This is a genomic window from Pacificoceanicola onchidii (assembly GCF_004804335.1).
GTDB lineage: Bacteria > Pseudomonadota > Alphaproteobacteria > Rhodobacterales > Rhodobacteraceae > Pacificoceanicola > Pacificoceanicola onchidii.
The window spans coordinates 401,835-427,996 of the sequence record NZ_SRXY01000001.1; the positions used below are offsets into that span (position 1 = coordinate 401,835).

The 26,162-nt window shown below is 63.3% G+C and carries 31 protein-coding genes and 1 riboswitch; of the genes, 21 read left to right on the top strand and 10 right to left on the bottom strand.

What is annotated here, in order from left to right:
• Positions 1-57 precede the first annotated feature (57 nt).
• Positions 58-474 (bottom strand): iron response transcriptional regulator IrrA, encoded by a 417-nt coding sequence (irrA, locus tag E4662_RS01905; protein WP_136439563.1) that lies wholly within the window; start codon positions 472-474, stop codon positions 58-60.
• A gap of 208 nt (positions 475-682) precedes the next feature.
• Between irrA and fabA the strand changes: the two genes are divergently transcribed.
• Positions 683-1,192 carry a bifunctional 3-hydroxydecanoyl-ACP dehydratase/trans-2-decenoyl-ACP isomerase gene (gene fabA / locus E4662_RS01910; RefSeq protein ID WP_136439565.1) on the top strand — a complete coding sequence of 170 codons (510 nt, stop codon included), beginning with the start codon at positions 683-685 and terminating at the stop codon, positions 1,190-1,192.
• Positions 1,193-1,269: 77 nt separating this feature from the next.
• Here the strand turns inward: fabA and E4662_RS01915 are convergent, their stop codons facing one another.
• Positions 1,270-1,836, bottom strand: coding sequence for a VPLPA-CTERM sorting domain-containing protein (locus tag E4662_RS01915; protein ID WP_136439567.1), 567 nt, complete (start codon positions 1,834-1,836; stop codon positions 1,270-1,272).
• A 177-nt stretch (positions 1,837-2,013) separates the two neighbouring features.
• Between E4662_RS01915 and E4662_RS01920 the strand changes: the two genes are divergently transcribed.
• Positions 2,014-2,724 (top strand): PEP-CTERM sorting domain-containing protein, encoded by a 711-nt coding sequence (locus tag E4662_RS01920; protein ID WP_136439569.1) that lies wholly within the window; start codon positions 2,014-2,016, stop codon positions 2,722-2,724.
• 6 nt (positions 2,725-2,730) lie between these two features.
• On the opposite strand, the gene E4662_RS01925 is transcribed toward E4662_RS01920, so the two are convergent.
• From E4662_RS01925 to fabB, 3 genes are all read right to left on the bottom strand, one after another.
• A complete protein-coding gene (locus tag E4662_RS01925) occupies positions 2,731-3,033 on the bottom strand; it encodes a hypothetical protein (protein WP_136439571.1) in 303 nt (100 codons plus the stop codon).
• Between the two features lie 25 nt (positions 3,034-3,058).
• On the bottom strand, positions 3,059-3,847 hold the full coding sequence (locus E4662_RS01930; protein WP_136439573.1) for an enoyl-ACP reductase FabI: 789 nt from the start codon (positions 3,845-3,847) through the stop codon (positions 3,059-3,061).
• A 490-nt stretch (positions 3,848-4,337) separates the two neighbouring features.
• Entirely contained in the window at positions 4,338-5,567 is a 1,230-nt protein-coding gene (gene fabB, locus E4662_RS01935) for a beta-ketoacyl-ACP synthase I (RefSeq protein WP_136439575.1), read from the bottom strand.
• A gap of 127 nt (positions 5,568-5,694) precedes the next feature.
• Between fabB and E4662_RS01940 the strand changes: the two genes are divergently transcribed.
• Together E4662_RS01940 and E4662_RS01945 are read left to right on the top strand one after the other, a co-directional pair.
• Positions 5,695-6,582 carry a sulfotransferase family protein gene (locus E4662_RS01940; RefSeq protein WP_136439576.1) on the top strand — a complete coding sequence of 296 codons (888 nt, stop codon included), beginning with the start codon at positions 5,695-5,697 and terminating at the stop codon, positions 6,580-6,582.
• 106 nt (positions 6,583-6,688) lie between these two features.
• Positions 6,689-6,901 (top strand): hypothetical protein, encoded by a 213-nt coding sequence (locus tag E4662_RS01945; protein ID WP_136439578.1) that lies wholly within the window; start codon positions 6,689-6,691, stop codon positions 6,899-6,901.
• Positions 6,902-6,929: 28 nt separating this feature from the next.
• Here E4662_RS01945 and E4662_RS01950 read toward each other — a convergent pair whose 3' ends face one another.
• Positions 6,930-7,556: a hypothetical protein gene (locus E4662_RS01950; protein WP_136439579.1), complete on the bottom strand. Its 627-nt coding sequence runs from the start codon at positions 7,554-7,556 to the stop codon at positions 6,930-6,932.
• An 80-nt stretch (positions 7,557-7,636) separates the two neighbouring features.
• Here E4662_RS01950 and E4662_RS01955 point away from each other — a divergent pair, with 80 nt between their 5' ends.
• Positions 7,637-7,870, top strand: a complete 234-nt coding sequence (locus E4662_RS01955) for a hypothetical protein (RefSeq protein WP_136439581.1) — start codon at positions 7,637-7,639, stop codon at positions 7,868-7,870.
• A 33-nt stretch (positions 7,871-7,903) separates the two neighbouring features.
• On the opposite strand, the gene E4662_RS01960 is transcribed toward E4662_RS01955, so the two are convergent.
• Complete coding sequence (locus E4662_RS01960) at positions 7,904-8,773, bottom strand: glycosyltransferase family 2 protein (protein WP_136439583.1); 870 nt, start codon at positions 8,771-8,773, stop codon at positions 7,904-7,906.
• Positions 8,774-8,888: 115 nt separating this feature from the next.
• Between E4662_RS01960 and miaB the strand changes: the two genes are divergently transcribed.
• From miaB to metK, 9 genes are all read left to right on the top strand, one after another.
• Complete coding sequence (miaB, locus tag E4662_RS01965; RefSeq protein ID WP_136439585.1) at positions 8,889-10,214, top strand: tRNA (N6-isopentenyl adenosine(37)-C2)-methylthiotransferase MiaB; 1,326 nt, start codon at positions 8,889-8,891, stop codon at positions 10,212-10,214.
• A gap of 203 nt (positions 10,215-10,417) precedes the next feature.
• Entirely contained in the window at positions 10,418-11,017 is a 600-nt protein-coding gene (locus E4662_RS01970; RefSeq protein WP_240705090.1) for an OmpA family protein, read from the top strand.
• A 14-nt stretch (positions 11,018-11,031) separates the two neighbouring features.
• Complete coding sequence (locus tag E4662_RS01975) at positions 11,032-11,340, top strand: hypothetical protein (protein ID WP_136439586.1); 309 nt, start codon at positions 11,032-11,034, stop codon at positions 11,338-11,340.
• A 75-nt stretch (positions 11,341-11,415) separates the two neighbouring features.
• Positions 11,416-12,195: a GNAT family N-acetyltransferase gene (locus tag E4662_RS01980; protein ID WP_136439587.1), complete on the top strand. Its 780-nt coding sequence runs from the start codon at positions 11,416-11,418 to the stop codon at positions 12,193-12,195.
• Positions 12,196-12,313: 118 nt separating this feature from the next.
• Positions 12,314-13,282: a PhoH family protein gene (locus E4662_RS01985; RefSeq protein ID WP_420819256.1), complete on the top strand. Its 969-nt coding sequence runs from the start codon at positions 12,314-12,316 to the stop codon at positions 13,280-13,282.
• Positions 13,283-13,685: 403 nt separating this feature from the next.
• On the top strand, positions 13,686-14,186 hold the full coding sequence (gene ybeY, locus E4662_RS01990; protein WP_136439589.1) for an rRNA maturation RNase YbeY: 501 nt from the start codon (positions 13,686-13,688) through the stop codon (positions 14,184-14,186).
• Between the two features lie 49 nt (positions 14,187-14,235).
• On the top strand, positions 14,236-15,153 hold the full coding sequence (locus E4662_RS01995; RefSeq protein WP_136439590.1) for a hemolysin family protein: 918 nt from the start codon (positions 14,236-14,238) through the stop codon (positions 15,151-15,153).
• Between the two features lie 2 nt (positions 15,154-15,155).
• A complete protein-coding gene (gene lnt / locus E4662_RS02000) occupies positions 15,156-16,673 on the top strand; it encodes an apolipoprotein N-acyltransferase (protein ID WP_136439591.1) in 1,518 nt (505 codons plus the stop codon).
• A gap of 37 nt (positions 16,674-16,710) precedes the next feature.
• Positions 16,711-16,758, top strand: a riboswitch (SAM-SAH riboswitch).
• A gap of 6 nt (positions 16,759-16,764) precedes the next feature.
• Positions 16,765-17,943 carry a methionine adenosyltransferase gene (metK, locus tag E4662_RS02005; protein ID WP_136439592.1) on the top strand — a complete coding sequence of 393 codons (1,179 nt, stop codon included), beginning with the start codon at positions 16,765-16,767 and terminating at the stop codon, positions 17,941-17,943.
• Positions 17,944-17,998: 55 nt separating this feature from the next.
• Here the strand turns inward: metK and E4662_RS02010 are convergent, their stop codons facing one another.
• Positions 17,999-18,280 (bottom strand): DUF1330 domain-containing protein, encoded by a 282-nt coding sequence (locus tag E4662_RS02010; protein WP_136439593.1) that lies wholly within the window; start codon positions 18,278-18,280, stop codon positions 17,999-18,001.
• A 98-nt stretch (positions 18,281-18,378) separates the two neighbouring features.
• Between E4662_RS02010 and E4662_RS02015 the strand changes: the two genes are divergently transcribed.
• On the top strand, positions 18,379-19,251 hold the full coding sequence (locus tag E4662_RS02015) for a LysR family transcriptional regulator (protein WP_136439594.1): 873 nt from the start codon (positions 18,379-18,381) through the stop codon (positions 19,249-19,251).
• Positions 19,252-19,254: 3 nt separating this feature from the next.
• Here the strand turns inward: E4662_RS02015 and E4662_RS02020 are convergent, their stop codons facing one another.
• Together E4662_RS02020 and E4662_RS02025 are read right to left on the bottom strand one after the other, a co-directional pair.
• Positions 19,255-19,824: a VPLPA-CTERM sorting domain-containing protein gene (locus tag E4662_RS02020; protein WP_136439595.1), complete on the bottom strand. Its 570-nt coding sequence runs from the start codon at positions 19,822-19,824 to the stop codon at positions 19,255-19,257.
• 242 nt (positions 19,825-20,066) lie between these two features.
• Positions 20,067-20,741: a VPLPA-CTERM sorting domain-containing protein gene (locus E4662_RS02025; protein WP_136439596.1), complete on the bottom strand. Its 675-nt coding sequence runs from the start codon at positions 20,739-20,741 to the stop codon at positions 20,067-20,069.
• A 257-nt stretch (positions 20,742-20,998) separates the two neighbouring features.
• Here E4662_RS02025 and trmB point away from each other — a divergent pair, with 257 nt between their 5' ends.
• The 6 genes from trmB (at position 20,999) to E4662_RS02055 (ending at position 26,071) form a co-directional block, all read left to right on the top strand.
• Positions 20,999-21,715, top strand: a complete 717-nt coding sequence (gene trmB / locus E4662_RS02030; protein WP_136439597.1) for a tRNA (guanosine(46)-N7)-methyltransferase TrmB — start codon at positions 20,999-21,001, stop codon at positions 21,713-21,715.
• A gap of 146 nt (positions 21,716-21,861) precedes the next feature.
• The gene (gene aroA, locus E4662_RS02035; RefSeq protein WP_136439598.1) at positions 21,862-23,205 is read left to right on the top strand and encodes a 3-phosphoshikimate 1-carboxyvinyltransferase; all 1,344 of its coding nucleotides are present in this window, start codon (positions 21,862-21,864) and stop codon (positions 23,203-23,205) included.
• Entirely contained in the window at positions 23,198-23,734 is a 537-nt protein-coding gene (locus E4662_RS02040; RefSeq protein ID WP_136439599.1) for a hypothetical protein, read from the top strand. Before aroA ends, E4662_RS02040 begins: the two co-directional genes overlap by 8 nt.
• Positions 23,731-24,351 (top strand): hypothetical protein, encoded by a 621-nt coding sequence (locus E4662_RS02045; protein ID WP_136439600.1) that lies wholly within the window; start codon positions 23,731-23,733, stop codon positions 24,349-24,351. The genes E4662_RS02040 and E4662_RS02045 overlap by 4 nt, the downstream gene beginning before the upstream one ends.
• 98 nt (positions 24,352-24,449) lie before the next feature.
• A complete protein-coding gene (gene cmk / locus E4662_RS02050) occupies positions 24,450-25,061 on the top strand; it encodes a (d)CMP kinase (protein ID WP_136439601.1) in 612 nt (203 codons plus the stop codon).
• 11 nt (positions 25,062-25,072) lie between these two features.
• Positions 25,073-26,071 carry an aldo/keto reductase gene (locus E4662_RS02055; RefSeq protein ID WP_136439602.1) on the top strand — a complete coding sequence of 333 codons (999 nt, stop codon included), beginning with the start codon at positions 25,073-25,075 and terminating at the stop codon, positions 26,069-26,071.
• Positions 26,072-26,162: the final 91 nt, after the last annotated feature.

The window sequence follows — 26,162 nt, forward strand, 5'->3', positions numbered from 1 at the left end:
AAGCGATCCGGGGCACGAAAGTCTCATGTTCAGGCAAAGCTGATCAGATCGGACGTCTTACTTCTTGCGAAGACGGATCACCACATCCACGGAGGCAATCTCCATGCCTTCCGGCGCTTCGGGGATGCGGACGATTTCGAGCTGTTCCGACGGGGCGTCGGACAGGCGGCTGTCGTCTTCCCAGTAGAAATGCGGGTGGTCGTGGGTGTTGGTGTCGAAGTAGCTCTTGGAGCCGTCGACCGTCACTTCCTGCATCAAGCCCGCTTCGCAGAACGCCTTGAGCGTGTTGTAGACGGTTGCGAGCGAGACGCTCTCCCCGGCCCCGCGCGCCAGATCGAACAGACCTTCGGCGGTCACGTGGCGGTCCTTGCCATCGCCGACAAGCAAAGCGGCCAGTGCCACACGCTGCCGCGTGGGACGCAGTTCTGACGTGCCCAGCCATTCCTGACCACGATCAATCGCCTGTTTTTGCATCGGTGGCTCCATCTGCCTTAGCGCTGACCGTATATATAGTCGCACATGGGGGCAGATTTCAATCGGTTTGGCGCCTGTCGCGATTCTGCCGCAACCGGGGGCTCCCCGCGCCCTGCCCCGCCCCGATCCCCCTTGCGCGGCGCGAGCGGGCGGTGATAGTGGAAGCCGGACTTATGACGACGAAAAAACAAACGGGAGCCTGCACGACATGGCCGATTTTCCGACCAGCTTCAGCAAGGAAGACCTTCTGAAATGCGCCGCAGGGGACCTGTTTGGTCCGGGCAACGCCCAGCTTCCGGCCCCGCCGATGCTGATGATGGACCGCATCACCGATATTTCGGGGGACGGCGGCGCGCATGGCAAAGGGCACGTTCTGGCGGAGTTCGACATCACGCCGGACCTGTGGTTCTTTGACTGCCACTTCCCCGGCAACCCGATCATGCCCGGCTGTCTCGGCCTTGACGGTCTGTGGCAGCTCACCGGGTTCAACTTGGGCTGGCGCGGCTGGCAGGGGCGCGGCTATGCGCTTGGGGTTGGCGAAGTGAAGCTGACCGGCATGGTGCGCCCGGATCGCAAGATGCTGACCTACAAGATCGACTTCACCAAGGCGATCCAGACCCGCCGCCTGACCATGGGTGTCGCCGACGGCATCGTCGAGGCGGACGGCGAGGTGATCTACGAGGTCAAAGGCATGAAGGTGGCGCTCAGCGAGAGCTGACACGGTCCACGAATGATAAAAGAAGGCCCCGGCAGGAAACTGCGGGGCCTTTTTCACGTCTGAATACAAGAGATTTTTCAGGCTTTCCGGCGACGCCGGGCTGCCGCGCCAAGCCCGGCCAGACCGCCAACCAGCAGCCAGCCCGCAGCGGGCAAGGGCACCTCGGAGACCGCCGCCGTGGCCACCACATGCACACCGGAAAGCGGGGTGAGATCGGTCAGACTGCCCCCCGCGTCGCGGCCAATGGCCAGTCCGTTCGCCCCGCCACCGCATCCGGGTGTGGCCTGAATGCACAGGAAGGTTGCATAGTTAAGCCCGCCTTGGAAGTGCACGTGGTCGCCCGTGGGGTCCGAGAAATCGAACAGCAGTTCGGTGGCTGTCGCGGTCCAGGCCGTCGATCCGGAGTTGTAGCTGAACCCGGCGTTGCCCGGGTTAATCGTGTCCGTCCCGCCGTTTGTGGTGATGGTCAGGCTCCAATCAAGAATGCTTCCATAGCTCAATTGCCCCAATGTGCCGTCGGTCTCAAAAAATCCGACAACGGACCCCGATCCCGGCGCCAGGTTCACGGTATAGGTCGCGGCCTGCGCCGCGCCGGACAAACTGGCAAGCACCCCTGCCAAAAGAAGATTGCGGATCGCGCCCATGTGGTCCCCCCAAGGTCCTGCGGTGGCCAAAGCCCCCGGTCTGAATATCCCGACGCAGACTGGCAAAGGAAGGGTCGATGCGTCAAGCCGAGCGCGTGAAGTTGACGTAACGGTAAGCGTTTCGGTAGACTGGTGACCTATTCAAATCGCCATTTTCCATCTGCAAAGGAGCGTGTCATGCTGCGTCTTCGTCTCAGTTCACTTTTGCTATTGTGCCTTCTCGCCGCCGGTTTCGCCGCAAACCCCATGGCCGCAAAGGCCGCCACGATGATCCTGCTGATCGGGGATGACGATGGGTTTGGCGGCACGCAGGGTGTCATGGCCACGCCGGGACAGCCCTATTCCAACGCCGCAGCCGCAGGGCTCGGGGTGATTGCTGCCGGAACATACAGCAATGAGGCCGCGCTTGATGTGAACTCGGTCTCGCCCGCCACCAACTACACGTTTCACTTCACTTTCGCCTATAACATGACCGGCCTCGGCCCGCTGACCAGCGCGATTGTCGGGGTTCAGCATGGCTCGCTTGGCCTGCGCAGCTCCGGCGCCCCCGGTTTTGGCGCGGCGGCGGTCACAGGGGATGCGGGCGGCGGCCCATTGGGGCTGGGAAGTTTCCTCGCCTCGTCCACGGGCCCCGCGGGCAGCCCGCTGGAGGAAAGCGTCAAGCTCAGCAGCTTTGATGTGACCGCACTTCTGAGCGGCACCACAAGCGGCGTGCTGACGCTCACTATCGACGGGAGCGGGATCGCGTCGGATCCCGTGGATCTTTTCGCCATGGATTTCGCCCGGCTGACGATCGAAACCGCCGCGGTCCCCCTGCCCGCCACCCTGCCGCTTTTGCTGCTTGCGGCTGGCGGGTTGGGGCTGGCGCGGCAGCGCAGACGGGACTGACGGGGATCAGGCCCCGCCCGAAACGCCCCAGTCACACAGCCCGGCATGGCCACCCGAGGCGCGCAGCACAACGCCGCCCTCGAAGACCACATGGGTGTACGCCCCTTCGCTGCCATAGCTGATGCAGGCCTGATCCCAGTTGTCCGGGTTGCGCACATGTCCCGCTTCCGCGCCCATGATGTCAAAGACCTGCTCTTCGGTCATGCCCGGCGTCAGCCTCGTGGCGGCTTTGGCGGCGGTTGGCGCGGGACCGTCCGTGCAGCCCGCAAGGGTCAGTCCCAAAACGGCAATCAAAGACATACGGATCATGGCGCGCTCCTCGGCTTTTGGGCGATCAAAGGTTGTCGTACTGCGGCATCCCCAGCACGTGATAGCCGCCATCGACGCGGACAATCTCGCCTGTTGTGCAGGCGCCCGCATCAGAGATCAGCCAGACGGCGGTGCCGCCCACGGCCTCCAGCGTGGCATTGCCGCCCAGCGGGGCGTTCTGGTCCGTGTGCTTGTAGGTCTTGCGCGCGCCGCCAATAGCGGCCCCGGCGAGCGTTTTCATCGGCCCCGGCGAAAGCGCATTCACGCGGATGCCATCGGGGCCAAGATCATTGGCGAGATAGCGCGTCGCGCTCTCCAATGCCGCCTTCGCCACGCCCATCACGTTGTAATTCGGCGTCACGCGGGTGCTGCCCATGTAGGTCAGCGTCAGCAAAGTGCCGCCTTCGCTCATCAGCGGATGCGCCCGGCGGGCGATGTCGATGAAGCTGTAGGCAGAGATATCCAGCGAGTTCTTGAAGTTCTCGCGGCTGGTGTTGAGAATGCGGCCGGTCAGCTCGTTCTTGTCCGAATAGGCAATCGCATGGATGACAAAATCGATCCGATCCCAGCGCGCGCCCAGCGCCTCGAACGCCGCATCGAGGCTGGCGTCATCGGTCACGTCCACATCGACCATGAAATCGCTGCCCACGGAGGCGGCCAGCGGCTCCAGACGTTTGCCAAAGGCTTCGCCCTGATAGGTAAACGCCAGCTCCGCCCCGGCTTCGGCACAGGCTTTGGCAATGCCCCAGGCAATGGACCGCTCGTTCGCCACACCCATCACAAGCCCGCGCTTGCCGTTCAATGAAATCGTCATAAACCCTCTCCGGCGTTTTTTCCCTAACTGTACGGAATGGGGGGGGAGGTCAAGTTTTGGGGGAGGATTGGCTTGCCGGGCGGGTTTTGAGGAGGTCGTTTGGCGCCGCAACCTCGGGCGTTTGGGTCAGGACGGGTCATTCGCCTCTCCCGTCCCGGACTTGATCCGGGACCTCAAGGTTAGAGCACAAGCCGCGCCATCGACGGGCCGTGGTGCGGCGATGCACCCGTTGACCCCTTGATTTATCCCAGCCACTGGCGCGCTAGGCCGGTTTGGCTCGGTACGTTTAGCCGATCGCCGTGCCGTGCGGACGGCCCGGCGATTGGCGCGGCGGCCTGCGGCCTTGATTCCGCGCCTGGGGTGAGGAGAACGGCTGCATCAGGCCCAACCAGCTCTAGTGCCGCACCCTATGGAAAAAGCGGCTCAAGACTGAGGCAGCGTCCGCCAGTTCAGACCGTCGCCGCCCGGGGACCGGGCGGCTTCCCCAGCATTATCCCCGATACTTGGACAGCACCATGGACCCGTTTGTCCCGCCAAACCCGAACGAGTTGGTCATGACCGAGTCGAGGCCAGCGTTCTCAACCAAAGACGTCGCAATTTCCTCGGGCTTCAGCGCCGGGTCCAACGTCTCGACGTTGATCGACGGGATGATGAAGTCGTGCTCCAGAGCGAGCAGGCAATAGATCGCCTCCTGCGCGCCCGTCGCCCCTTGGCTATGCCCCGTCATGGACTTGGTAGAGGACACAGGCGGGGTGGAGCCATCGCCGAACACCCGGCGCACCGCTTCGATCTCACCCACATCGCCCACCGGCGTCGAGGTGCCGTGCGCGTTGATGTAGCTCACCGAACGGCCTTCGGGCAGGTTGCTCAGAGCCACCCGCATCGCGCGCTCGCCGCCTTCACCCGACGGGGCAACCATGTCCGCGCCGTCCGATGTCGCGCCATAACCCGTCACTTCGGCATAGATCTTCGCACCGCGCGCCAAGGCGTGCTCAAGCTCTTCCAAAACGACAATCCCGCCGCCGCCGCCAATGACAAAGCCATCGCGGTTGGCGTCAAAGGCGCGCGAGGCCTTCTCCGGCGTGTCGTTGTACTTCGAGGACATCGCGCCCATGGCGTCGAACAGGCAGGAGAGCGTCCAGTCCAGTTCCTCGCCGCCGCCGGCGAACATCACATCCTGCTTGCCCAGCATGATCTGCTCGGCGGCGTTGCCGATGCAGTGCAGCGAGGTCGAACAGGCGGAGGTGATCGAATAGTTGATCCCCTTGATCTGATAGGCGGTCGCAAGGTTCGCAGAAACCGTCGAGCACATGCACTTCGGGACGGCAAACGGCCCGATCCGCTTGGTTGCGCCGGATTTCAGAACGGTCTGATGCGCGGTCAGCATGGCCGAGGTCGACGGCCCGCCGGAACCCGCCACAAGGCCGGTGCGCGGGTTGACGATATCCGCCTCTTCCAGACCGGAATCCTTGATCGCCTGATCCATGGCGATATAGGCATAGGCCGCGCCCGGCCCCATGAACCGCAGCGTGCGTTTGTCGATGTGATCGGCGGGGTTCAGCTTGATGTCCCCGGCAATCTGACTGCGGAAACCATGCTCTTTCATGGCTTCATTGGCGGTGATACCGGATTTCCCGGCCTTCAAAGAGGCCAGAACCTCTTCGGCAGTGTTCCCGATGGAGGAGACAACCCCCAGACCTGTGACAACAACGCGGCGCATGCGGCCTCCCTTCGATGTGTTGCTTTCTATCTAGGGGAAGCGAGGGGGGAGGCGCAAGGTGGGGTGGTGAAAGGAAGCGCTTTGCCTGTAGGCTTTTGGCGACTGTCCGGGAAAGGAACCGGTAACGATGAAGGTGCAGACTTCCCCCCTCCCAAACCCCGCCCTCAGCGGCAAGACCTTCTTTCTCTGCATCGGGGCGGCGAAATGTGCCACCAGTTGGCTCTACCACTATCTCGCCGGGCTGGAAGGGGCCGTGGTCTCGCCGCTCAAGGAGGTGCATTTCTTTGATACAAAGCACCCTGAGACAGCGCTGGGCGATCTGGAGGGCCTCGCGCGCAGGCGTCTGAAATGGCGTCTGGAACAGGGGGGCGATCCGGGGGCGGATCCGCTCTTTCAGGCCAGCGTCGACCGGGTGCAGATGGGCTATGACGACAACGCCTACTTCGCCCATTTCGCGCGGCTTTGCGGGCCGGACAGCAAGGCTTTCTGCGATATCACCCCCGGCTATTCCGCCATTGGTTCGGAGGGGTTTCAGCGCATCAAGGACTTCGCCGCCACGCAGGACGTGCGCCTGCGCGTGCTCTTTGTGATGCGCGATCCGGTGGCGCGCTTCTGGTCACAGCTGCGCCATCTGGAGCAGGTCAATCCGGGCAATGACATATCCAACCGCTGGCGCGAGGCGATCACGGCTCTGCCGCTCACCGCCCGCGCCGATTACGCAGGCATTGTCACCGCGATGGACGCGGTGTTTGCCCCCGAAGAGCGGCTCTGTCTGTTTTATGAAAAACTGTTCGAAGAGGAGAGCCTTCGGAGGCTCTGCGGTTTTGCCGGGTTAGAGTATGCCGAGGCGGACACCGCCACGAAACACAATGAAACCAAGGGCAAGGCAGAGATGCCAGAGGGGCTGGCGGCCGCGCTGCGCGCGCAGCTTGCCCCGCAATATCGCTTCTGCGCAGAGCGGTTTGGCGCGGATGTGCCACCGCAGTGGGCGCGCGCAGGGCATGGAATACCGTAATGAGGTTTTCCGGACTGCCTCCCCTAACGTCAAAGTCGTATCCTGATCTCAGAATTTCAAAGCCCCCGCCGAGACCGGCAAAAGGGCCTTTTCAGGAGACAAAACAATGGCCGAAGACACAATTTTCTCATTCAAGCCGTCCATCAAAGGCAGCGTGGATCCCATCGGTGACCAGATCGAGGCGGACATCCGCGAATACATGGCCTTCGATCATCTCGAAAAGTCCCGCGAGGCGGCACAAAAGGCCGACGAGCCTGCCCCGCAGTGGGAAGACAACGTGCCGCCGGATTTCACCGACAGCTTTGATTTCATTCTTTGATTTTTGAAGGGGCCGCCAAAACGGCCTCTTATTTCAAGGCCCGCCGCTGCCTCAGCGGCTCGCTTTCGACCGCCACGCGCTGCACGTATTTCAGGTGCCCGATGGCGCGCAGAAAGTCCTGGTGGTCGCGCATTTGCTCCAGGTAATCCGACAGCCGCAGCAGGTTGATCGGGTGCCGGACCACCAGCGCCTTGATCCGCATCACCGCCTCATCCACCGGATAGTGCTGGACAATCTGGCAGGCCGCTTGCGTCGGGGTCAGGACGTAATAATCCTGCGCCCGGCGCGGCGTGTCGCGGATCGCGTCAAAGGGTGACGCCCCAAGCGCGCGGAACTTCGGGAACAGCATTCGGATGTCGAGATCCGGGTTCTCCAGCACGGAGCCCGTGACCTGCCGAAACCCCAGCGGTGCCAGCGCCCCGACCACGTGGCGGCGCATCGGCCCGGCCATCATGTCCATGTCCGAGCGGTCATAGCGCAGATCGTCGAACACCGAGATCAGCCGCCGACCCCGGTCCGCGACCATCAGGTAGGGGTCCTTGTCGATCACGGACAGCTCTGCGGCGAACGCCACCGCCCGCGCGCGCCCTTCCGCATCGAGCGGCACATACGGCGTGACGCGCGGGGTCAGGCGGTTCGTGATCCATCGGAGCATGGCGGGCTTTCCTGATCTGGACAAAGGCGCGCGGGCGCTTACCTCAGAGAAGTAGGCGACAGAGGCGGAGGGGCCAGCCCATGCTACAGGACAACCGCAAGGATCTGGATGCGGAGCGGCGCAAACCGCTCTTGGAACGGCTGCTCAAAGAAATCGGAAGGGATAATCCGGACCTCTATTACCGCTCCACCAGCGAGATCGCCCAGCTGATCGCGGCGCATATCGAACGGGGCGCCACGCTGCACCCCGAAGAGCGCGCGCTGGTTCAGGGCCTCAGCCCGCGGGACATCGCGGTGGTGTTAAGCCTGCACTGACCGGCGGGGCCGCCGCCCCGTGCAAAGCGCGCTTCAGAACCACTGCCCCGGCTCCATAAGACCCAGATCCAGCAGTTGCCGGGAATGCCATTCGAACGGCACGGAGTTGTGCCATTTGAAGGTTGGAATGTCGAAGGTGCTGCCCGGATTGCTTTTCAGCGCCTTGGCGGTGCGGAAAGAGACAATCGCCGCTGTCAGGTTGTTGTGCCATGGGCAGGCATAGGTGTTGTATTCCTCGTCCGAGAGCGTGTTGTCATCGCGCAGTTTCAGCCCCGATTTGGCCCGGAACAGGGCGATCCGGTCGATCTTGCGCCGCGCCTGCGGGACGTGTTCCTCGTAGCGCCAGCGCAGGCCACCGTAGAAATCCAGCTGCCGTTCCTTGGGGTGGTTGTGGTTGGCCGCATCGTTCCGCGCCAGCGCGTAATAGCCCGAGCGGTCGATGTGGGCATCGTCCAGGGACACCGCCAGAGGCCAGCGGTTCAGGTCGCCCGCATAAAGATCCACCACGTAGGCCAGCATGGCATCGCGGCGTTCTTCGGCGTGGAAAGCCAGCAGTTCCGTCACCCGGCGCGTCTCGCAGAAGGGATAGAACAGATACTCGGCGTTGTAGCAGTAATAGACCCATTGCCCCGGCGCGGCGGCGATCACCGTGTTGACCGCCTCCTGCAGCGCGCCGTCCTGGCGGGGGTTGTGGTCGATGCGGATGACCTTCTTGCGCAAATCCTGCGGCAGGGAAAAGCGCCCTTCCATGAAGGCAAGCGTCGTCTCGAACCCAAGCTGGCGGTGGTGGCGCAGGGTGGTGGCCAGCTCCACGTCATCTTCGGCAAAGACCATGGCAATCGGCCCGCGCAGCAGGGCGGCGCGGTCGGCTTCGATAAATTGCTTGAGTGACTGGTATCGCATGAGAGCCTCTGCCCGGCCTTTTGGCACAAAATCGGTGAAAATCTCGTGCATTGCAAGACAAGGGGGATTCGGGGTATCTGCGGCCTCTGAAACGGCGGACGCGACAGGATAGCCCATGACCAAGAAGCTCTTTATCAAGACTTACGGTTGCCAGATGAACGTCTACGACAGTGAGCGTATGGCCGAGGCCATGGGCGGCGAAGGCTATGTCACCACGGACAAGCCCGAAGACGCGGACATGATCCTGCTCAACACCTGTCACATCCGCGAAAAGGCCGCCGAGAAGGTCTATTCCGAACTGGGCCGTTACAAAGGTCTGAAAGCGGATAAGCCTGATCTGAAGATCGGCGTGGCAGGCTGCGTGGCGCAGGCCGAGGGTGAAGAGATCATGCGGCGCCAGCCGATGGTCGATCTGGTGGTTGGCCCGCAGAGCTATCACAAATTGCCGGAACTGACCCAGCGCACGCACAACGGCGCAAAGGCGCTCGACACGGATTTCCCCGAAGAGGACAAGTTCGAGCATCTCAAGGCCCGCCCCAAGGCCAAGCGCGGACCAACCGCGTTTTTGACGGTGCAGGAAGGCTGCGACAAGTTCTGCGCCTTCTGCGTTGTGCCCTATACGCGCGGGGCCGAGGTGTCTCGCCCGTCGCAGCGCGTGATGACCGAGGCGCGCGATCTGGTGGAGCGCGGCGTTCGCGAGATCACCCTTCTGGGGCAGAACGTCAACGCCTATCACGGCCATGACGGCGGTCTTGCCGGGCTGATCCGGGAACTGGCCGGGATCGACGGGCTGGAGCGCATTCGTTTCACCACCTCGCACCCCAATGACATGGACGAGGCGCTGATTGCCGCCCATGGCGATTGCGAGAAACTGATGCCCTATCTGCACCTGCCCGTGCAGGCGGGATCGGACAAGATTCTCAAGCGGATGAACCGCTCGCACACCGCTGAACAATATCTCAAACTGATCGAGCGCCTGCGCGCCGCACGGCCTGATCTGCATCTGTCGGGTGATTTCATCGTCGGCTTCCCCGAAGAGACCGAGGCGGATTTCCAGGACACGCTGGCGCTGATCGAGGCGGTCAAATACGGCAGCGCCTTCTCCTTCAAATACTCCGAGCGCCCCGGCACCCCCGCCGCAGAGCGCCCGCAGGTGCCCGAAAACGAAAAAGACGACCGGCTTCAGCGCCTGCAGGCCCTGCTCACCAAGCAGCAGCGCGAGTTGCAGGACGCCATGGTGGGCCGCGATGTGACGGTTCTGTTCGAAAAAGCGGGCCGCCTGCCCGGTCAGATGGTCGGCAAATCCGAATATCTGCACGCGGTGCATGTGGAGACCGATCAGCATCAGCGCGGCGATCTGGCCAAGGTGCGAATCGTCTCCTCCGGGCCGAACTCGCTCAAGGGCGCGTTGATCCCTGAACTTCACACCGCAACTGCCTGAAATCCAAGCCGGGTTCGAATTATCCACAATCTCGCACCAATAAGGCGGGAATTGTTTCCGATTCCGCGCCAATCGCCTGAGCTTTTCGCTTCACACGCGGACATTGTTTGCTAATGTGTTGATTATAGTAAATTTGCGTGCGCCCGCTGCCAATTGGGCCTCATGCACGCAGGGGGAAGCAACCAAATAAAGGGACAGAGGCTGTGGTGACACGTATTTCCAAAGCCATCGGTGTTCTCGCGCTTTCCGCCCTGACGGCTCTCTCGGCGACTGCGCCGGGATATGCTGACGGGACGGAGACACGGACGCCGGTGATTTCAACCCAAGGGGCCACCGCTGGGGACGGCGAACAGTACATCCCGGGCATCTGGATTGATCCGGACGGCTGCGAGCACTGGGTCATGGATGACGGGATCGAGGGCTACATGTCCCCGCACGTCACCCGCAAAGGCATCCCGGTCTGCAACCGTGGCAACACCTGCGGCGTGATGAACACCGATCAGTTCTTTGCCACCGACAGCTATCGCATCTCGAAGCACGGCAAGGCGAAACTGACCGAGTTCTTCAAGGGCGCATCCGCGCGGGCCTTCATCATTTCGGGCCACACCGACAGCCGCGCATCGGATGAGTACAACATGAAGCTCAGCTTCAACCGTGCCATGTCTGTTGCCCGCGTGGCCAAGGGCATTGGCGCAAACATCGTGGATGTGCGCGGCTATGGCGAACGCTGGCCGGTGGCCTCGAACGGCACCCGCACCGGCATGGCGAAGAACCGCCGCGTCGAAATCATCTGCCTGCGCTGAAGGGATAAAGAGATATGACCATGTTCAAACCCTTCTTCGCGCTTGGCGTCATCGCCGCCCTTGCCGCCTGTGATCCGGTTGGCCCGGACAAGAGCCAGGACCGCCAGTCCTTTGACCGTGATGGTCTGAGCGAAATGCAGGCTGGTATCTGGGTCGATCCGAACGGCTGTGATCACTGGATCATCGACGACGGTGTCGAGGGCTACCTCTCGGCGCGTCTCGACAAATACGGCAAGCCGGTCTGTTCTGGCGCGGCTCCGCCGACGATGATCAGCGGCGACTTCAAGCAAGGTTCGACCTCGATCATCGGCGACCCGCTCTGATCCTTGGGCTTGCCTTCAAACAGACAAGAAACGCCCTCGCAGGTTTGCGGGGGCGTTTTCATGTGAGCGGCCCGTTTGTCTGAGTTTGCCCGCGCGCCCTCCCCGGCTCTGCCCCAACGGCAGGACTACCTTGCGTCCTTGCCAGAACCGCAGGAGTGGTTCCTTGAAGAAATGGTCCGCTCCGGCGAAGCGTGGGGCCATGCGGACGGCAGCTATGCAATCTTGCGGGGCGCGACCCTCGTCGAGTTTTTCAGCGCGGATCGGGCGCTCTGCACAGACCGGTTGCGGCTTTTTCTGGCGCAGATCCCGATTGCCACGGCGCTGGTCAAATCCTTTGACCGGCCCGTTGTGCAAGCCTGTCAGCAGCTTGGCTGGGTCTCCAAAGTGGGAGGGCACCTGTTCCGCAAACGCCTGCCGCGCCCGCCCGCAGTCTTTGATGGTGCCGAGATCCGCGCCGCCGCGCAGGGTGACATCGCGCCGCTTTGGCACATGAACGATGGTTTTTTTGACAGCGAAGAAGAAGTGGCCGATCAGCTTCGCGCAGGCGCGCTCTGGACCGTCACCCTGGGCGGCGAGATCGCAGGCTGCGGCCTGACCAACCGGGTGATCGAGAGCCGCAACGCGGTGGACATCGGCATGATGGTCGCCCCGGACTTCCGGCGCACAGGGCTCGGGACCTATATCGCCTGCACCCTTGCCGACGATGTCGCGCGGCTTGGCGGGCGGGCCATCTGCGGATGCGGTGCGGGCAATCTGGCTTCCAAAGCGACGCTGGAGAAGGCCGGTTTCCGGTCAGACCACCAGTTGCTGTCGTTTGCACTGCGCCCTCCTGAACACGATGCATTGCCCAAGTGAAACACAAAGTGCGCGGATTTCCATGACAATTGGTTATCCAGACTTGCGCGACTCGGGGGCAGTTGGCACCATATATAGACAGAACCCCTCGCAGGAGAGATGCGTGAACACGGCGACCATGACCGAAGCCATCCTTGAATTCCCTGACAACCGTCTGTTGATAGACCTGTGCGGCGAGTACGACCGCAACCTCACCGACATCGAGAGCCGAACCGGCGTGCAGATCCTGCGGCGTGGCAACCAGCTTGCCATCCACGGCGAACCCGAAGCGCAGGCCGAAGCGACAGAAGTGCTGCGTGCCTTGTACGAGCGCCTTGAGCAGGGCCGTGAGGTCGGCAGCGGCGAGATTGACCGCCAGTTCCGCCTGCACGACGATGAGCAAGATCAATCGCCCGGTCAGCTTGAGATGTTCGGCGGCGGCAAGGTCGAGATCAAGACCCGCAAGAAGCTGGTGGAGCCGCGTACCGACGCGCAGAAAGCCTATGTGCGCTCCCTGTTCGAGAATGAGCTGGCCTTCGGCATTGGCCCGGCGGGCACCGGCAAGACCTATCTGGCCGTGGCGGTGGGTGTGAACATGCTGATCACCGGTGCGGTGGACAAGATCATCCTCTCCCGTCCGGCGGTGGAAGCGGGCGAAAAGCTCGGCTACCTGCCCGGCGACATGAAGGACAAGGTCGATCCTTACATGCAGCCGCTTTATGACGCACTGAACGACTTCCTGCCGGGCAAGCAGCTGGCCAAGATGATCGAAGAGAAGACGGTGGAGATTGCGCCTCTGGCCTTCATGCGCGGGCGGACGTTGTCGAATGCTTTTGTGGTGCTTGATGAGGCGCAGAACGCCACCTCGATGCAGATGAAGATGTTCCTGACCCGTCTGGGCGAAGGCTCGCGCATGGTGATCACCGGGGACCGGACGCAGATCGACCTTCCGCGCGGGGTGCCGTCGGGGCTCGCGGATGCGGAGCGGCTTTTGAACATGATCCCGAACATCTCGTTCAACTATTTCACCGGCAAGGACGTGGTGCGCCATCCGCTGGTGGCGGCCATCATCGAAGCCTATGAAAAGGATGCGGAAAAGGTCGGGTGAGCCGGAACACCGCGTCCCGGACCTGATCCGGGACCCCATGGTCAGCGGCCCCCAGCGCGGAATAAAGGCCGCAGGCAGCCGCGCCAATCATGCTGGAAGCATGTCTCCGACATGACGGGCCGTCCCGTCGCACCAAGGGTGCGCCAACAAGATCTCGGCACGCCTTTGGCGTGACGGCACGGCGATTGGGTTGTCGTATCGAGCCACACAAGACGAGCGCGCCAGTGGCAGGGATAAATCGAGGGGACCAAGGGTTGGATCGCCGGACCACGGCCCGTCGACGGCGTGGCTTGTTCTCTAGTCATGAGGTCCCGGACCAAGTCCGGGACGCGGTGTTCCCAAGGCCGCCATGCGGCAATCCATCAATCGACTCCCCCACCCGATCTGCCCTATGAGCGCCTGCATGTTGACCGATACCATTCTCGAAGACGACTCCTGGCAAGCCGCCGATCTGCCCGCGCTGGCGGAGCGGGCGGCCAAGGCCGTGCTGGATCATCTGGGCCATGGCGCCTTCGAGATCGCCGTTCTGGGCTGCAATGACGCGCGCATCGCGGAGCTGAATGCCCAGTTCCGGGATAAGCCCACCCCCACAAACGTGCTCAGCTGGCCATCCGAGGACCTCTCCGCAGACGATCCCGGCGGCGCTCCGCTTGCACCGGAGATGGAGGAACTGGGCGACATTGCCATTGCCTTTGAAACCTGCGAACGCGAGGCCGAAGAGCAAGGCAAGACCTTTGCCGATCACGTCACCCATCTGATCGTTCACGCGGTGTTACATCTGCTGGGCTATGATCATATCCGTGACGCGGATGCCACGGTGATGGAAGGGCTGGAAACCGCCATACTTGGCAAACTGGGTATTGACGACCCATATAGAGAGAGTAACGGCCCGCAAGGCCTTTGAGTACGGCCCTTCGGGGCATGTTGGATCAGAACAGGACAAACAGGAACCGATGGGCGACACCGACGACTCGTCTAACGCGGCGCAGAGCGCGCACGACATGGAAACCATGAACGGCAAAAGCCCCGGTTTGATCCGGCGGCTGTTTGGCTGGTCACGCGGCGAGAGCGACAGCGCGCCGCCCCAGAACGGCACGGCTGCCAAACTGCCCGACACCCCTCAGCACGGCATGATCAACCTGCGACGCATGCGCGTCGAGGACGTGGCGATTCCCAAGGCGGAGATCGTCGCCGTGCCCGCCACCACATCCAAAGACGATCTGGTGCAGGTGTTCCGCGACAGCGGGCTGACCCGGATCCCGGTGTTTGACGGCACGCTCGACAACCCTGTCGGCATGGCGCACCTGAAGGACTTTGCGCTCAGCCACGGCTTCAACGGCACCGGCCAGCGGTTTGACCTGCAGCGCATGGCGCGGCCTTTGCTGTTTGTGCCGCCGTCGATGCCGATTGGCGTTCTGCTGACCAAGATGCAGACTGAACGGATGCACATGGCGCTGGTGATCGACGAATACGGCGGCGTGGACGGGCTTGTGACCATCGAAGACCTGATCGAACAGGTGGTCGGGGAGATCGAGGACGAGCACGACACCGAAGAGGTGGACCTGTGGACGCGCGAGCGCAGCGGATGCTATCTCGCGCTGGCCAAGACACCGCTGACCGAATTCGAGGCGGAACTGGGCATGGCCCTGACCGAACACGAAGAGATCGACGAAGAGGAAATCGACACGCTGGGCGGGCTGGTCTTCATGCTGGCCGGGCATGTCCCGGCGCGCGGCGAGGTGGTGCGCCATCCCGAAGGGCTTGATTTCGAGGTGGTCGATGCGGACCCGCGCCGGATCAAGCGCTTGCGCGTGCGGCTGCCGGGCACGGTGCCGTCCGCGGCACAGACCGCGCCGCAGCCCGAGGCCTGACCATGCCACAGGCAGCCGAAGCCGAGACGCGCGCCCTGCCGCGCTGGACCCGGCTGCCTCTGGCGCTTGGCTTTGGCATTCTGCTGGGGCTGGGTGCCGCCCCCTACAACCTGTGGCCGCTGGCCTTTGCCGGGCTGACCGGGATCGTCTGGCTGTTTGGCCGGACCGCGCCGGGGGTGACGGCAGCGGGCACAGGCTGGGCCTTTGGGCTGGGCTATTTCGGCCTGTCGATGGGCTGGATCATCGAGCCGTTTCTGGTGGACATCGAACAAACCGGTTGGATGGCCCCCTTTGGCCTGCTGGGCCTGGCTGGCGGGCTGTCGCTGTTCTGGGCGCTGGCCTTCTGGGGCGCGGCGGCGGGGCGGCACCCATTGCTGCGCCTCGTGCTCTACTGGAGTGCGGCGGAACTGGCCCGCGCCTATGTGCTGACCGGCTTTCCATGGGGACTGGTGGGGTATCTGTGGGAGCCGACACCGGCCATTCAATGGGTTTCCGTCATCGGACCGCACGGGCTGACCCTGCTGACGCTGACCACGGCAGCGCTGCTCGCCCACACCATCCAGAACCCGGCGCCGCGCCGCGCGCTCCTGCCTGCGGCCGCGCTGGTGGTGCTTTTGGGTGGGGGTTTCCTGCTGACACCGGCCAAGCAAGACCTGAGCGGCCGCCCCACGGTGCGCCTGATCCAACCCAACGCCGCGCAGCACGAGAAATGGGACCGCCGGCTGATCCCGATCTTCTTCCAGCGTCAGATCGACTTCACCGCCGCCCCGCCACAGGACGGCGCGCCGCGCCCCGACCTGATCGTATGGCCCGAAACGGCGGTGCCGACCCTTTTGCACAACGCCGCGTCGGCGCTGGCCTCGATCACTGAAGCTGCGCAGGGCACCCCGGCGATTGTCGGCATTCAGCGCTATGACGGGGCGGGTTATTACAATTCGCTGGCGGTGCTCGATGGCTATGGCGACGTGGCGCAGGTCTATGACAAGCATCACCTTGTCCCCTTTGGCGAGTACATGCCCGCCGCCGCCCTGTTCCAGCGCTGGAACATCGCCGGGCTCGCGGCACGGGCCAGCGGTGGCTATGCCGCCGGACCGGGGCCACAGCTGATCAACCTTGGCCCGCTGGGCAAGGCCCTGCCGCTGATCTGCTACGAGGCGGTGTTTCCGCAGGACGTGCACCGTGCGCCGGAGCGCCCGGCGTTCCTGCTGCAGATCACCAATGACGCCTGGTTCGGCACATGGTCCGGCCCGTATCAGCATCTCGCGCAGGCGCGCATCCGGGCGATTGAACAGGGGTTGCCCATCATCCGCGCCGCCAACACCGGCGTCTCGGCGGTGATCGACGGCGGCGGACATGTGATGGCGGCGCTGCCGCTTGGGGAAACCGGGTTCATCGACGCGCCCCTGCCACCGCCCGCACGCTTAACGCTTTACTCACGCAGCGGCGATTTACCGTGGCTCCTGTCGCTGATCGTGCTTTGCGCCGCGTCATTGCTGCGCGGTCGCCGCGATTGGCATTGACCCCGCCTGCCCACACGCGTAACGCGTATCCCATCTTATCCCGTCACAACGGCTTCCTGGCGTGGCGGTGGACCTCAATGGAGCACTCTTCATGACCCGCAAGAACTATACTTTTACCTCCGAGTCCGTCTCCGAAGGCCATCCGGACAAGGTTTGTGACCGCATTTCCGATGCCGTTCTTGACGCCTTTCTTGCGGAAGATCCGCTGGCGCGCGTGGCTTGCGAGACCTTTGCAACCACGGACCGCGTTGTTATCGGCGGCGAGGTGGGCCTGACCGATCAGGCCAAGCTGACCGAATACATGGGCAAGATCGACGAGATCGCCCGCGCCTGCATCAAGGACATCGGCTACGAGCAGGACAAGTTCCACCACGCCACCTGCGAGATCACCAACCTGCTGCACGAGCAATCGGCCCATATCGCGCAAGGCGTGACCGGTGAGCGCGGCGACGAAGGCGCAGGCGATCAGGGCATCATGTTCGGCTATGCCACCAACGAGACCGACGCGCTCATGCCCGCGCCGATCCAGTACAGCCATGCGATCCTGCGCCGTCTGGCAGAGGTGCGCAAGAACGGCACCGAACCGGCGCTTGGCCCGGATGCGAAATCGCAGCTGTCGGTGCGTTACGAGGATGGCAAACCGGTGGGCGTGTCCTCGCTGGTGCTCTCGACGCAGCATCTCGATGAGGCGCTGACCTCGGAGGACATCCGCGCCATCGTTGCCCCCTACATCACCGAGGTCCTGCCCGAAGGCTGGCTTTCGGACGAGACCGAATGGCACGTGAACCCCACCGGCAAGTTTGTCATTGGCGGGCCGGATGGCGACGCGGGCCTGACCGGCCGCAAGATCATCGTGGACACCTACGGCGGCGCGGCGCCGCACGGCGGCGGCGCGTTTTCCGGCAAGGACCCGACCAAGGTGGACCGTTCGGCGGCTTACGTGGCGCGTTATCTGGCGAAGAACGTCGTGGCTGCGGGCATGGCGGATCGCTGCACGGTGCAGCTCAGCTACGCCATCGGCGTGGCCAAGCCGCTGTCGATCTATGTGGACACCCACGGCACCGGCCACGTGGAAGCGCGCGACATCGAACTGGCGATCCCGCAGGTGATTGACCTCACCCCGCGCGGCATCCGCACGCATCTTGAGCTGAACAAGCCGATCTACCAGCGCACCGCGGCCTATGGCCACTTCGGCCGCGCGCCGGACGCGGATGGCGGCTTTTCGTGGGAGAAGACGGACCTCGTCGAGGCGCTCAAAAAAGCGGTCTGAGGTTTCTCAGGATCACAGTGAAAGCCGGGCGAGATCTCTCTGCCCGGCTTTTTCTTTACCCGATCAGCCGGATCCGGCAATCGCCGGAGGCGCGGCGCAGCGCGTGGACCTCCCGCAGCTCCGGGTCTTCGATCCAGCCCAGCGCCGCCGCCTTGTCCGGGAAAGACAGCAAGACCATGCGCCCCGGCGCGGCCCCTGCCCCTTCGATTTGCGTCGGCTCCGTGCTCATCGCTTCGGGCTTGGCCCCGTATTTGACAAGCGCCGCCCCGGCCTGTTTGGCGTAGGCGTCAAAGCTGGCTTGGTCCGAGATGGTCAGTTCCACAACGGCATAGATCATGGCAGGCTCCTCTGTCTGGTGATGCAAGCAGAGATACGGCGCGACGGTCGGCGCGAAAACGCGTGTGTTTGCACGCAGAGCATGCGAAAACGCATGCCATGGAGCCACAGTGGGATGATCTCAGAACCGTTCTGGCGCTGGTGCGGGGAAAGACCCTTGCGGCGGCGGCAGAGGCTTTGGGCGTCAACTACACCACCGTCGCGCGCCGGGTGTCGCGGCTGGAGACGGCGCTTGGGCTGACGTTGTTTGAACGGCTGGCCGACGGCTATCAGCCGACAGAGGCGGGCCTGCGCGTGGCGGAGCGCGCGGCGGCCATGGCGGCGGAGACCGACAGTTTGCTGCGGCAACTGGCCGGGGCGGATGCACGGCTGAGCGGGCCGCTGACCATCACCGCCCCGCAGCTGCTCATCGCCCATGTGCTCGCCCCAAGTTTGAAGCGCTTCCGTGAGACCTACCCGGACGTTTCGTTGCAGGTTCGGGCGACAAACGATCTGCTGGACCTGACACGCCGCGAGGCGGATGTTGCGATCCGTGTGAGCCGCGCGCCCGGCGATACGCTGAAAGGCTTGCGCCTGACCGAGCAGCACACGGCCAGCTTTGCCACGAAGGACTGGGCCGATCGCATCCGCGATGACCCGAAAGGCCCGCACGACTGGATCCTCTTTGCCGATCACTCGGACCTGCCGAAAAGCGTGCAAAGCGCCTATCCCGGCGCGCGCGTTCGCTACCGGTTTGACGATATGATCGCCATGGCCGGGGCGGCGCAGGCCGGGCTGGGGATCGTGCGGATGCCGATGTTTCTGGGCCGCGCCCTGCCCGGGCTGGTGCAGGTGCCCTGCCTGCCGCCGCAATCCTACGCCGACATCTGGATTGTCGCCCATCCCGATGTCTGGACGGGCGCGCGGGTGAAAGCATTCCGGGATATTCTGGTACCAGACATGAAGACCGCGCGGCCCCTGTTTGTGGCCTGACCCCTAGGCGGTCTTGCGGCGCTTGCGCAGGCCCAGGGCCGCGAGCGCCCCGGCCAGCAGAAGGCCACCGGCAGGCAGCGGCACCGGGCTGATGCCGACATTCAGCGTGATCGTCTCGCCATTGCCCAGCGTCCAGACATAGCTACCCAGATCCGGCCCCAACGTGGCGAGAGAGCCGCTGGTAAAGCGGGCCGAGCTGGAGATCGCGCTGCCGGAGACATAGGTGGTCGCGAGGCCGATCGTCTCACCATCGTGGTTGAACCAGAAGGTATCGCCGGTGTTGAAGAGCGTGTTGCGCGTGGGCGACAGGGTATAGCTGACCCCTCCCGACAGATCCGCATCGTAGAAGTTGTAGCTTTGCGTGCGAATGCCGAAGTAATCGGTGGAAAAGCTGCTGCCGTAATTCGAGAAGGACCCGAAATATTTGAGCAGGCTGTCGGTGTTCAGGCTGCCGGTCACCTGCATGACGAGGTCAGAGCCGTCTTCGGTGATGTTGACCACAACCGAGGCCGGGGCGGCGCTGGCGAAGGTGGCGGCGGCAAGGAGCGGGGCAAAAAAGCGACTGATCATCATTTGGGTGTCCGTTTGGAGAAAGGATGACGATTCTCTCTCAAGGCGAGTCTCAGCCCGCAAGTGCACGCGGAATGATTTGCGCAACCCACTCCAGCGCGTTGCACAAATGACTCACCCAATCCGCGAACACCAATTCGCACATAGTGCTTACGACAAACGGCGGTCTGCATCCGAGCTGACCGCCGTTCCAATGTGGTTTTGCACCCTGCTGCTTTTCAGGACGCCTGTGCTTCAGGCTTTTACTAGACTTCGCGCGACTTGCGGCGGCGCATGAAGGCCAAACCTCCGAGCCCAAGGGTCAGCAAACCACCCGCAGCGGGCAGCGGCACTTCTGACGTTTCTGGCGTTGTGGGCCCAGGTTCTGACAACAATGACAAAGCGATCCCGTCAATTGACAGATAGGACGGAACGTTGGACGTGGACGCAAAGGACAAGACTTGTGATGCGGACGTTGCTGTGAAGGAAATCGACTCTGCGATCCATGAAGAGCCAAGCGTCAATGCCGAGCCGGTCCCAACGAGTTGTCCATCAAGAAAGACGGAAATCGAATTTGTCGAGGTGTAAGACAGCGCGCCAAAGTTTCCAGCATACCATGACAGCGAATAGGTTGCCCCGGCCAAAAAGTCGGAAATTGTCTGAGCGAAGCCTTCGTTGAAAGAGGTCGCGGCACCAATACCCACCCATGTTCCACCATCGGGCGAAGCGCCACTTGGGGGAGCATTAAATCCAATGCTGGACAAGCCAACGTTGTTGGACAGGTCATTTGTATCAGGAGATCCGGATGTTGACGACCAACCAGAAGGAACGAACCCATTCGCCACGCCCCCTGTGAGCGATCCATTTGTCAACGTTGCAGCCTGTGCAGCACCAGACAGCATAACTCCAAAGGCGAGCGCGCCCAAGAAACTGAATTTCATGTAGTCCCTCAATATTTGAAATAACTCTGGGGTGTTTGCCCCAACTGAAGGACGGTAGTTGGAGTCTCTTAACCTTACAACATAAATCACCTTTAGATGGACCGACAAACAGAGACGCAATCGGTCTGTGCAACGCCGTCACAAGTGTTTATAGAGGGTTCCTTTCCGTCCCCAAGCACCTACGACAGAAGCGCATTTGATCCCTATGGTTCAATCCCCTTGATCCACCGTCGCTCCACGCGCTATGAGCGCGGCCCATGACAACCTCGAACAAACATCCCGACGCGCCCTGGCGCAATTTCTATGGTCGCGTGCGGGGCAAGACGCTGAAACCGGCGCAGGAGGCTTACCTGCAGGAGGACCTCGACGCGCTGTCGCCGGGGGCTGTGGATTGGGAAGAGAACCCGGAGCGGGAACCGCTGGATGTGGACGCGCTGTTTGATGGAAGGCCGCTGTGGCTGGAGATCGGCTTTGGCGGCGGGGAGCATCTGGTGCATCAGGCGCAGACCTATCCCGACATCGGCATCATCGGCTGCGAGCCCTTCATGAACGGGGTGGCGATGCTGCTGGGCAAGATCCGCAAGGCCGGGGTGACAAACCTGCGGGTGCATCCGGGCGATGTGCGCAACCTGTTTGACGTGCTGCCCGAGCAGTCCGTGGAGAAAGCCTTCCTGCTCTACCCCGATCCCTGGCCAAAGAAACGCCACCACAAGCGCCGGTTCGTCACGCAGGAGCACCTTAAGCCGCTGGCCCGGGTGATGAAGCCGGGCGCAGAGTTTCGCGTGGCGACGGATATTCCGGACTACGTGCGGCAGACCTTGCTGGAAGTGCCGAAAGCCGGGTTCGAGTGGCCGGCCGAGGGGCCCGAAGACTGGCGCGTGGCTTGGGACGACTGGCTCTCGACACGCTACGAGCAGAAGGCCCTGCGCGAGGGCCGGACCCCGCATTACATGACGTTCCGGCGCCTGGGCTGATCGGGGCGAAAATTTTTCGGTGAAAATTTTCATTCGGGGGCCAGCCCCCGGACCCCCGAGGTATTTGCGGGCCCAAAGAAACACGGTCTGGACGCTAACAGCGGCAGCGTTTATCAGGCTGCGAGCAGTTTTCCGGAGGTCCCCCCATGTCTGCCCACGGCACACCCATTCCGATGACATCGCACAAGAGCGGCCCGCTGACCGGGGAGGCGCATGTGCCCGGCGACAAGTCGATCTCGCACCGCAGCCTGATCCTTGGCGCGATGACCGTGGGCGAGACCAAGGTCACAGGGCTTCTGGAGGGGCAGGATGTGCTTGATACCGCGAAGGCGATGCAGGCCTTTGGTGCGGATATCGAGAAAATGGGGGAGACCTGGCACATTCATGGTGTCGGGGTTGGCGGCTTTGCCGAGCCGGAGAATGTGATCGACTGTGGCAACTCCGGGACCGGGGTGCGGTTGATCATGGGAGCGATGGCGACCTGCCCGATTGCCGCGACCTTTACCGGAGATGCGAGCCTGAACAAGCGGCCCATGGCGCGGGTGACCGATCCGTTGGCGCTGTTCGGGGCGAAGGCTTATGGCCGTTCGGGTGGGCGTTTGCCGATGACCATTGTCGGCGCGAAGGAGCCGGTTCCGGTGCGTTATGCGACGCCTGTACCGTCCGCGCAGGTGAAAAGTGCGGTGCTGCTGGCGGGGTTGAATGCGCCCGGCGAGACGGTGGTGATCGAGCGCGAGGCGACGCGGGACCACTCGGAGCGGATGCTGGCCGGTTTCGGCGCGACCCTGTCCAGCGAGGACAGCGCGGAGGGCCGCGTGATCACGCTGCAGGGGCGTCCGGAGTTCAAGCCGCAGACCATTGTCGTGCCGCGCGATCCGTCCTCGGCCGCATTCCCGGTTTGTGCCGCTTTGATCACCGAAGGCTCGGACGTGTTGGTGCCGAACATCGGTTTGAACCCGACGCGGGCGGGCCTGTTCTTTACCCTGCAGGACATGGGTGCGGATCTGACATTCGAGAACATGCGCGAGGAAGGCGGCGAGCCTGTGGCGGACCTGCGGGCGAGGTTTTCGCCGGATCTCAAGGGGATCGAGGTTCCGGCGGAGCGGGCCGCGAGCATGATTGACGAATATCCGGTGCTGTCCGTGGTGGCGGCTTTTGCGCAAGGCAAGACGCATATGCCCGGCGTGAAGGAGCTGCGCGTCAAGGAGAGCGACCGCATTGATGCCATGGCCACCGGGCTGCGCGCCGCCGGAATTACCGTGGATGAAGGCGAGGATTGGTGGACCGTGCATGGGCGCGGCTTTGGCGATGTGCCGGGCGGGGTGACCGCCGAGAGCCATCTCGATCACCGCATCGCCATGTCTTTCCTTGTCATGGGCTTTGCCACCGAAGCGCCGATGAGCGTGGATGATGGCCAGCCCATTGCCACCTCCTTCCCGATTTTCGAGCGCCTGATGGGCGATCTGGGGGCTGTGATCCGCCGTGACTGACGCGCGCGCGCAAACCGCCAACCGCGTCGGGGTGCTGGCGCTTGTGGTGCTGTTGATACAGGCCGGGGTATTGCTTGGGCTGATCGCGCCGGTGACGGAAGGGTTCCTGCCGCAGATGCAGATCGGCCCTTACACATCGGGGGATTTCTTTACCTTTGTGGTGAACCTCGATGCGCGCCCGGATCGCTTTGATCTTTATGAGCCGCTCTTGCAGTGGGTCGATCCGATCTTTGTGCTGCTCTTCTCGCTCTGGCTGTTTTTTGCCATGCGCCCGAGGGTCCTGGCGCTGATCGTGATCGTGGTCTACGCCGGGCTTGAGATCACCGAAAACGCGCTGCTCTTTGCCTATCTGGACCAGCTGCGCAGCGCCATTCAGGTGGCGGAACCAGCGGTGATCGAGAGCGGCATGGCGGACCCGAAGGTGCTGACGGTGATTTCGACCGTGACCCCAATCAAGCTGGGACTGGCGGTGCTGGCGGCGGTTTACACGCCGGCGCGCATGTTTCTGAGCCGAAAGGACGCGGTATGAGCCCGTTTTACATCAGCCTGCATCTTTATGATCCGCTTGGCCCGTTGCAGCTGGCCGAGGGCGGTCAGTATGGCGGCGCGGCGCAGCTGTTCGTGGTTGAAGCCGAGGGGCTGGCGGAGGCGCTGCTGGACGTTGTGGAGGCGATTGCCGATCAGAGCTGCCGCCTTTTGCGGATCGGCCATGCGGGGCCTTTGTCGGAGTATCTGGACGAGCATTTTCCCTTCCCGGCGGACGTGGGCGCGATGGCGCAGGATGCCAGGGCCGGGATGGTCAGCACACCTGCCTACAGCTTTGAGCCCTGGGGCGCGGAGGTGGCGAGCGGGGTGAGCATCGCCGTGCTCGACGTCTATGATCCGTCCATGGAGGGGGGCGAGCCCTATGCGGGTGAGTTGACCCTCGCCGCCTGCCCCGGCACGCCGGAAGAGGCGCTGCGGGTTTTGCTGGAAGTGCTGGACGGCAGCGGGGTGCGCCTCAAGCGGCTCGAAGACCTGCGCGAGAGCGCCGAGGCGAGCGCGGATGAGTATGACGACGACTGGCCGCTGCTGGAGATCGTAGCGGAGGCCGGGCAATCCGGCGCGCCGAGCTTTTCACCGGCTTTTGTCTACGAGGCGGATTGACGGGGCGCGCCAGATGCGGGCGATTTGGCGAGATAAGACGGAAGCCCATCATCGACCCTGACGGGTCGCCTCTGTTGTAACGGGACAGGAGTGAAACCATGCGCTTTACCATTGCCATTGATGGCCCGGCGGCGGCCGGGAAAGGTACGATTTCAAAGGCCGTGGCGGCGCATTACGGCTTTGCCCATCTCGACACGGGGCTGCTCTATCGGGCCGTGGGGCGCAAGACGCTGGACGGAACGCAGGCTGTAGCGGCCGCGGAGGCGCTGACGCCGGAGGATCTTGAAGCCAGCGATCTGCGCACGCCGCAGGTGGCGCAGGCGGCGTCCAAGGTTGCGGCGATCCCCGAAGTGCGCGCGGCCCTGACCGATTTTCAGCGCGCCTTTGCCCGCCGTTCCGGCGGGGCGGTTCTGGATGGGCGCGACATAGGCACGGTGATTTGCCCGAGCGCCGAGGCCAAGCTCTTTGTCACCGCCAGCGCCGAGGTGCGGGCGGAACGCCGTTTCAAGGAACTGATGGCCGGTGGCCATGACACGGGCTTTGAGACCGTGCTGAAAGACGTCAAGGAACGGGATGCGCGGGATATGAACCGCGCCGATGCGCCCTTGAAACCGGCGGAGGATGCGGTGTTGATTGACACGTCGAGCCTTGGCATCGACGAGGCCATCGCCGCCGCCATCGCCGCCATCGACGCCCGCCGCACCGCCTGAGGAGATCCAAGATGAAACAGGTTCAGATTGGCCGGAACGGCCCCAAGACCTCCTGCCTTGGCATCGGTGCCATGTCCTTTGCAGATTTCTACGGGCCGACAACCGAAGAAAACTCCTATGCCATTCTCGACGCGGCGCTTGAGGCCGGGGTGACCCATATCGACACCTCGAATGTCTACGGCATGGGGCGGTCGGAGACGGCGATTGGCACCTATCTGAAGGCGAACCCCGGCGCGCGGGATCAGTTCCACATCGCCACAAAAGGCGGGATCACGGCGGATGCGGATGGCACCCGGCGGTTTGACAACTCACCCGAGCATCTGGAGGCGATGCTGGATGCCTCGCTGGAGCGGCTCGGAATTGACTGTGTTGATCTGTATTACGTGCACCGGCGCGAGGCGGAGCGGCCCATCGAAGAGGTGGCGCAGACTATGGCGGCGCTGGTGACCAAGGGCAAATGCAAGTCCATTGGGTTTTCTGAGATAGCGCCAAGCTCCCTGCGCCGGGCCAATGCGGTCTACCCGGTGGCGGCGGTGCAGTCGGAGTATTCGCTGGCGACGCGCTTCCCGGAGTTGGGGCTGGTGCAGACCTGCAAGGAACTGGGCACGGCGCTGGTGGCGTTCTCGCCGGTGTGTCGCTCGCTGCTGACGGACACACCGCTGGCGGCAGAGATCATCCCAACGTTGCCCTTCCTGAAAGCCGCGCCGCGCTTTGCGGAGCCGAACTTCTCGGCCAACCTCGCGTTGACCGAACCGTTCCGCAAGCTGGCCGCCGAGATGGAACTGCCCGCCGCCGGGCTGGCGATTGCCTGGGTTCTGGCGCAGGGCGCACATATGCTGCCGATCCCCGGCACGCGCTCCGTGGCGCATTTTGCGGAACTGGTGAAAGGGGCGAATACAGAGTTGAGCGCCGACGATCTGGCTCGCATTGACGCGATCCTGCCGGTCGGCTGGGCGCATGGCGATCGATACAACGATGAGCAGTGGATCGGGCCGGAGCGCTATTGCTGAACGGTCGCCCGCCACGGCGGGTTTGCCGGACGGGTCTTGCATGTCTTTGATGTGAAAGCCTGAAAGAGGCGGCCGCCAAGTCACGGATATT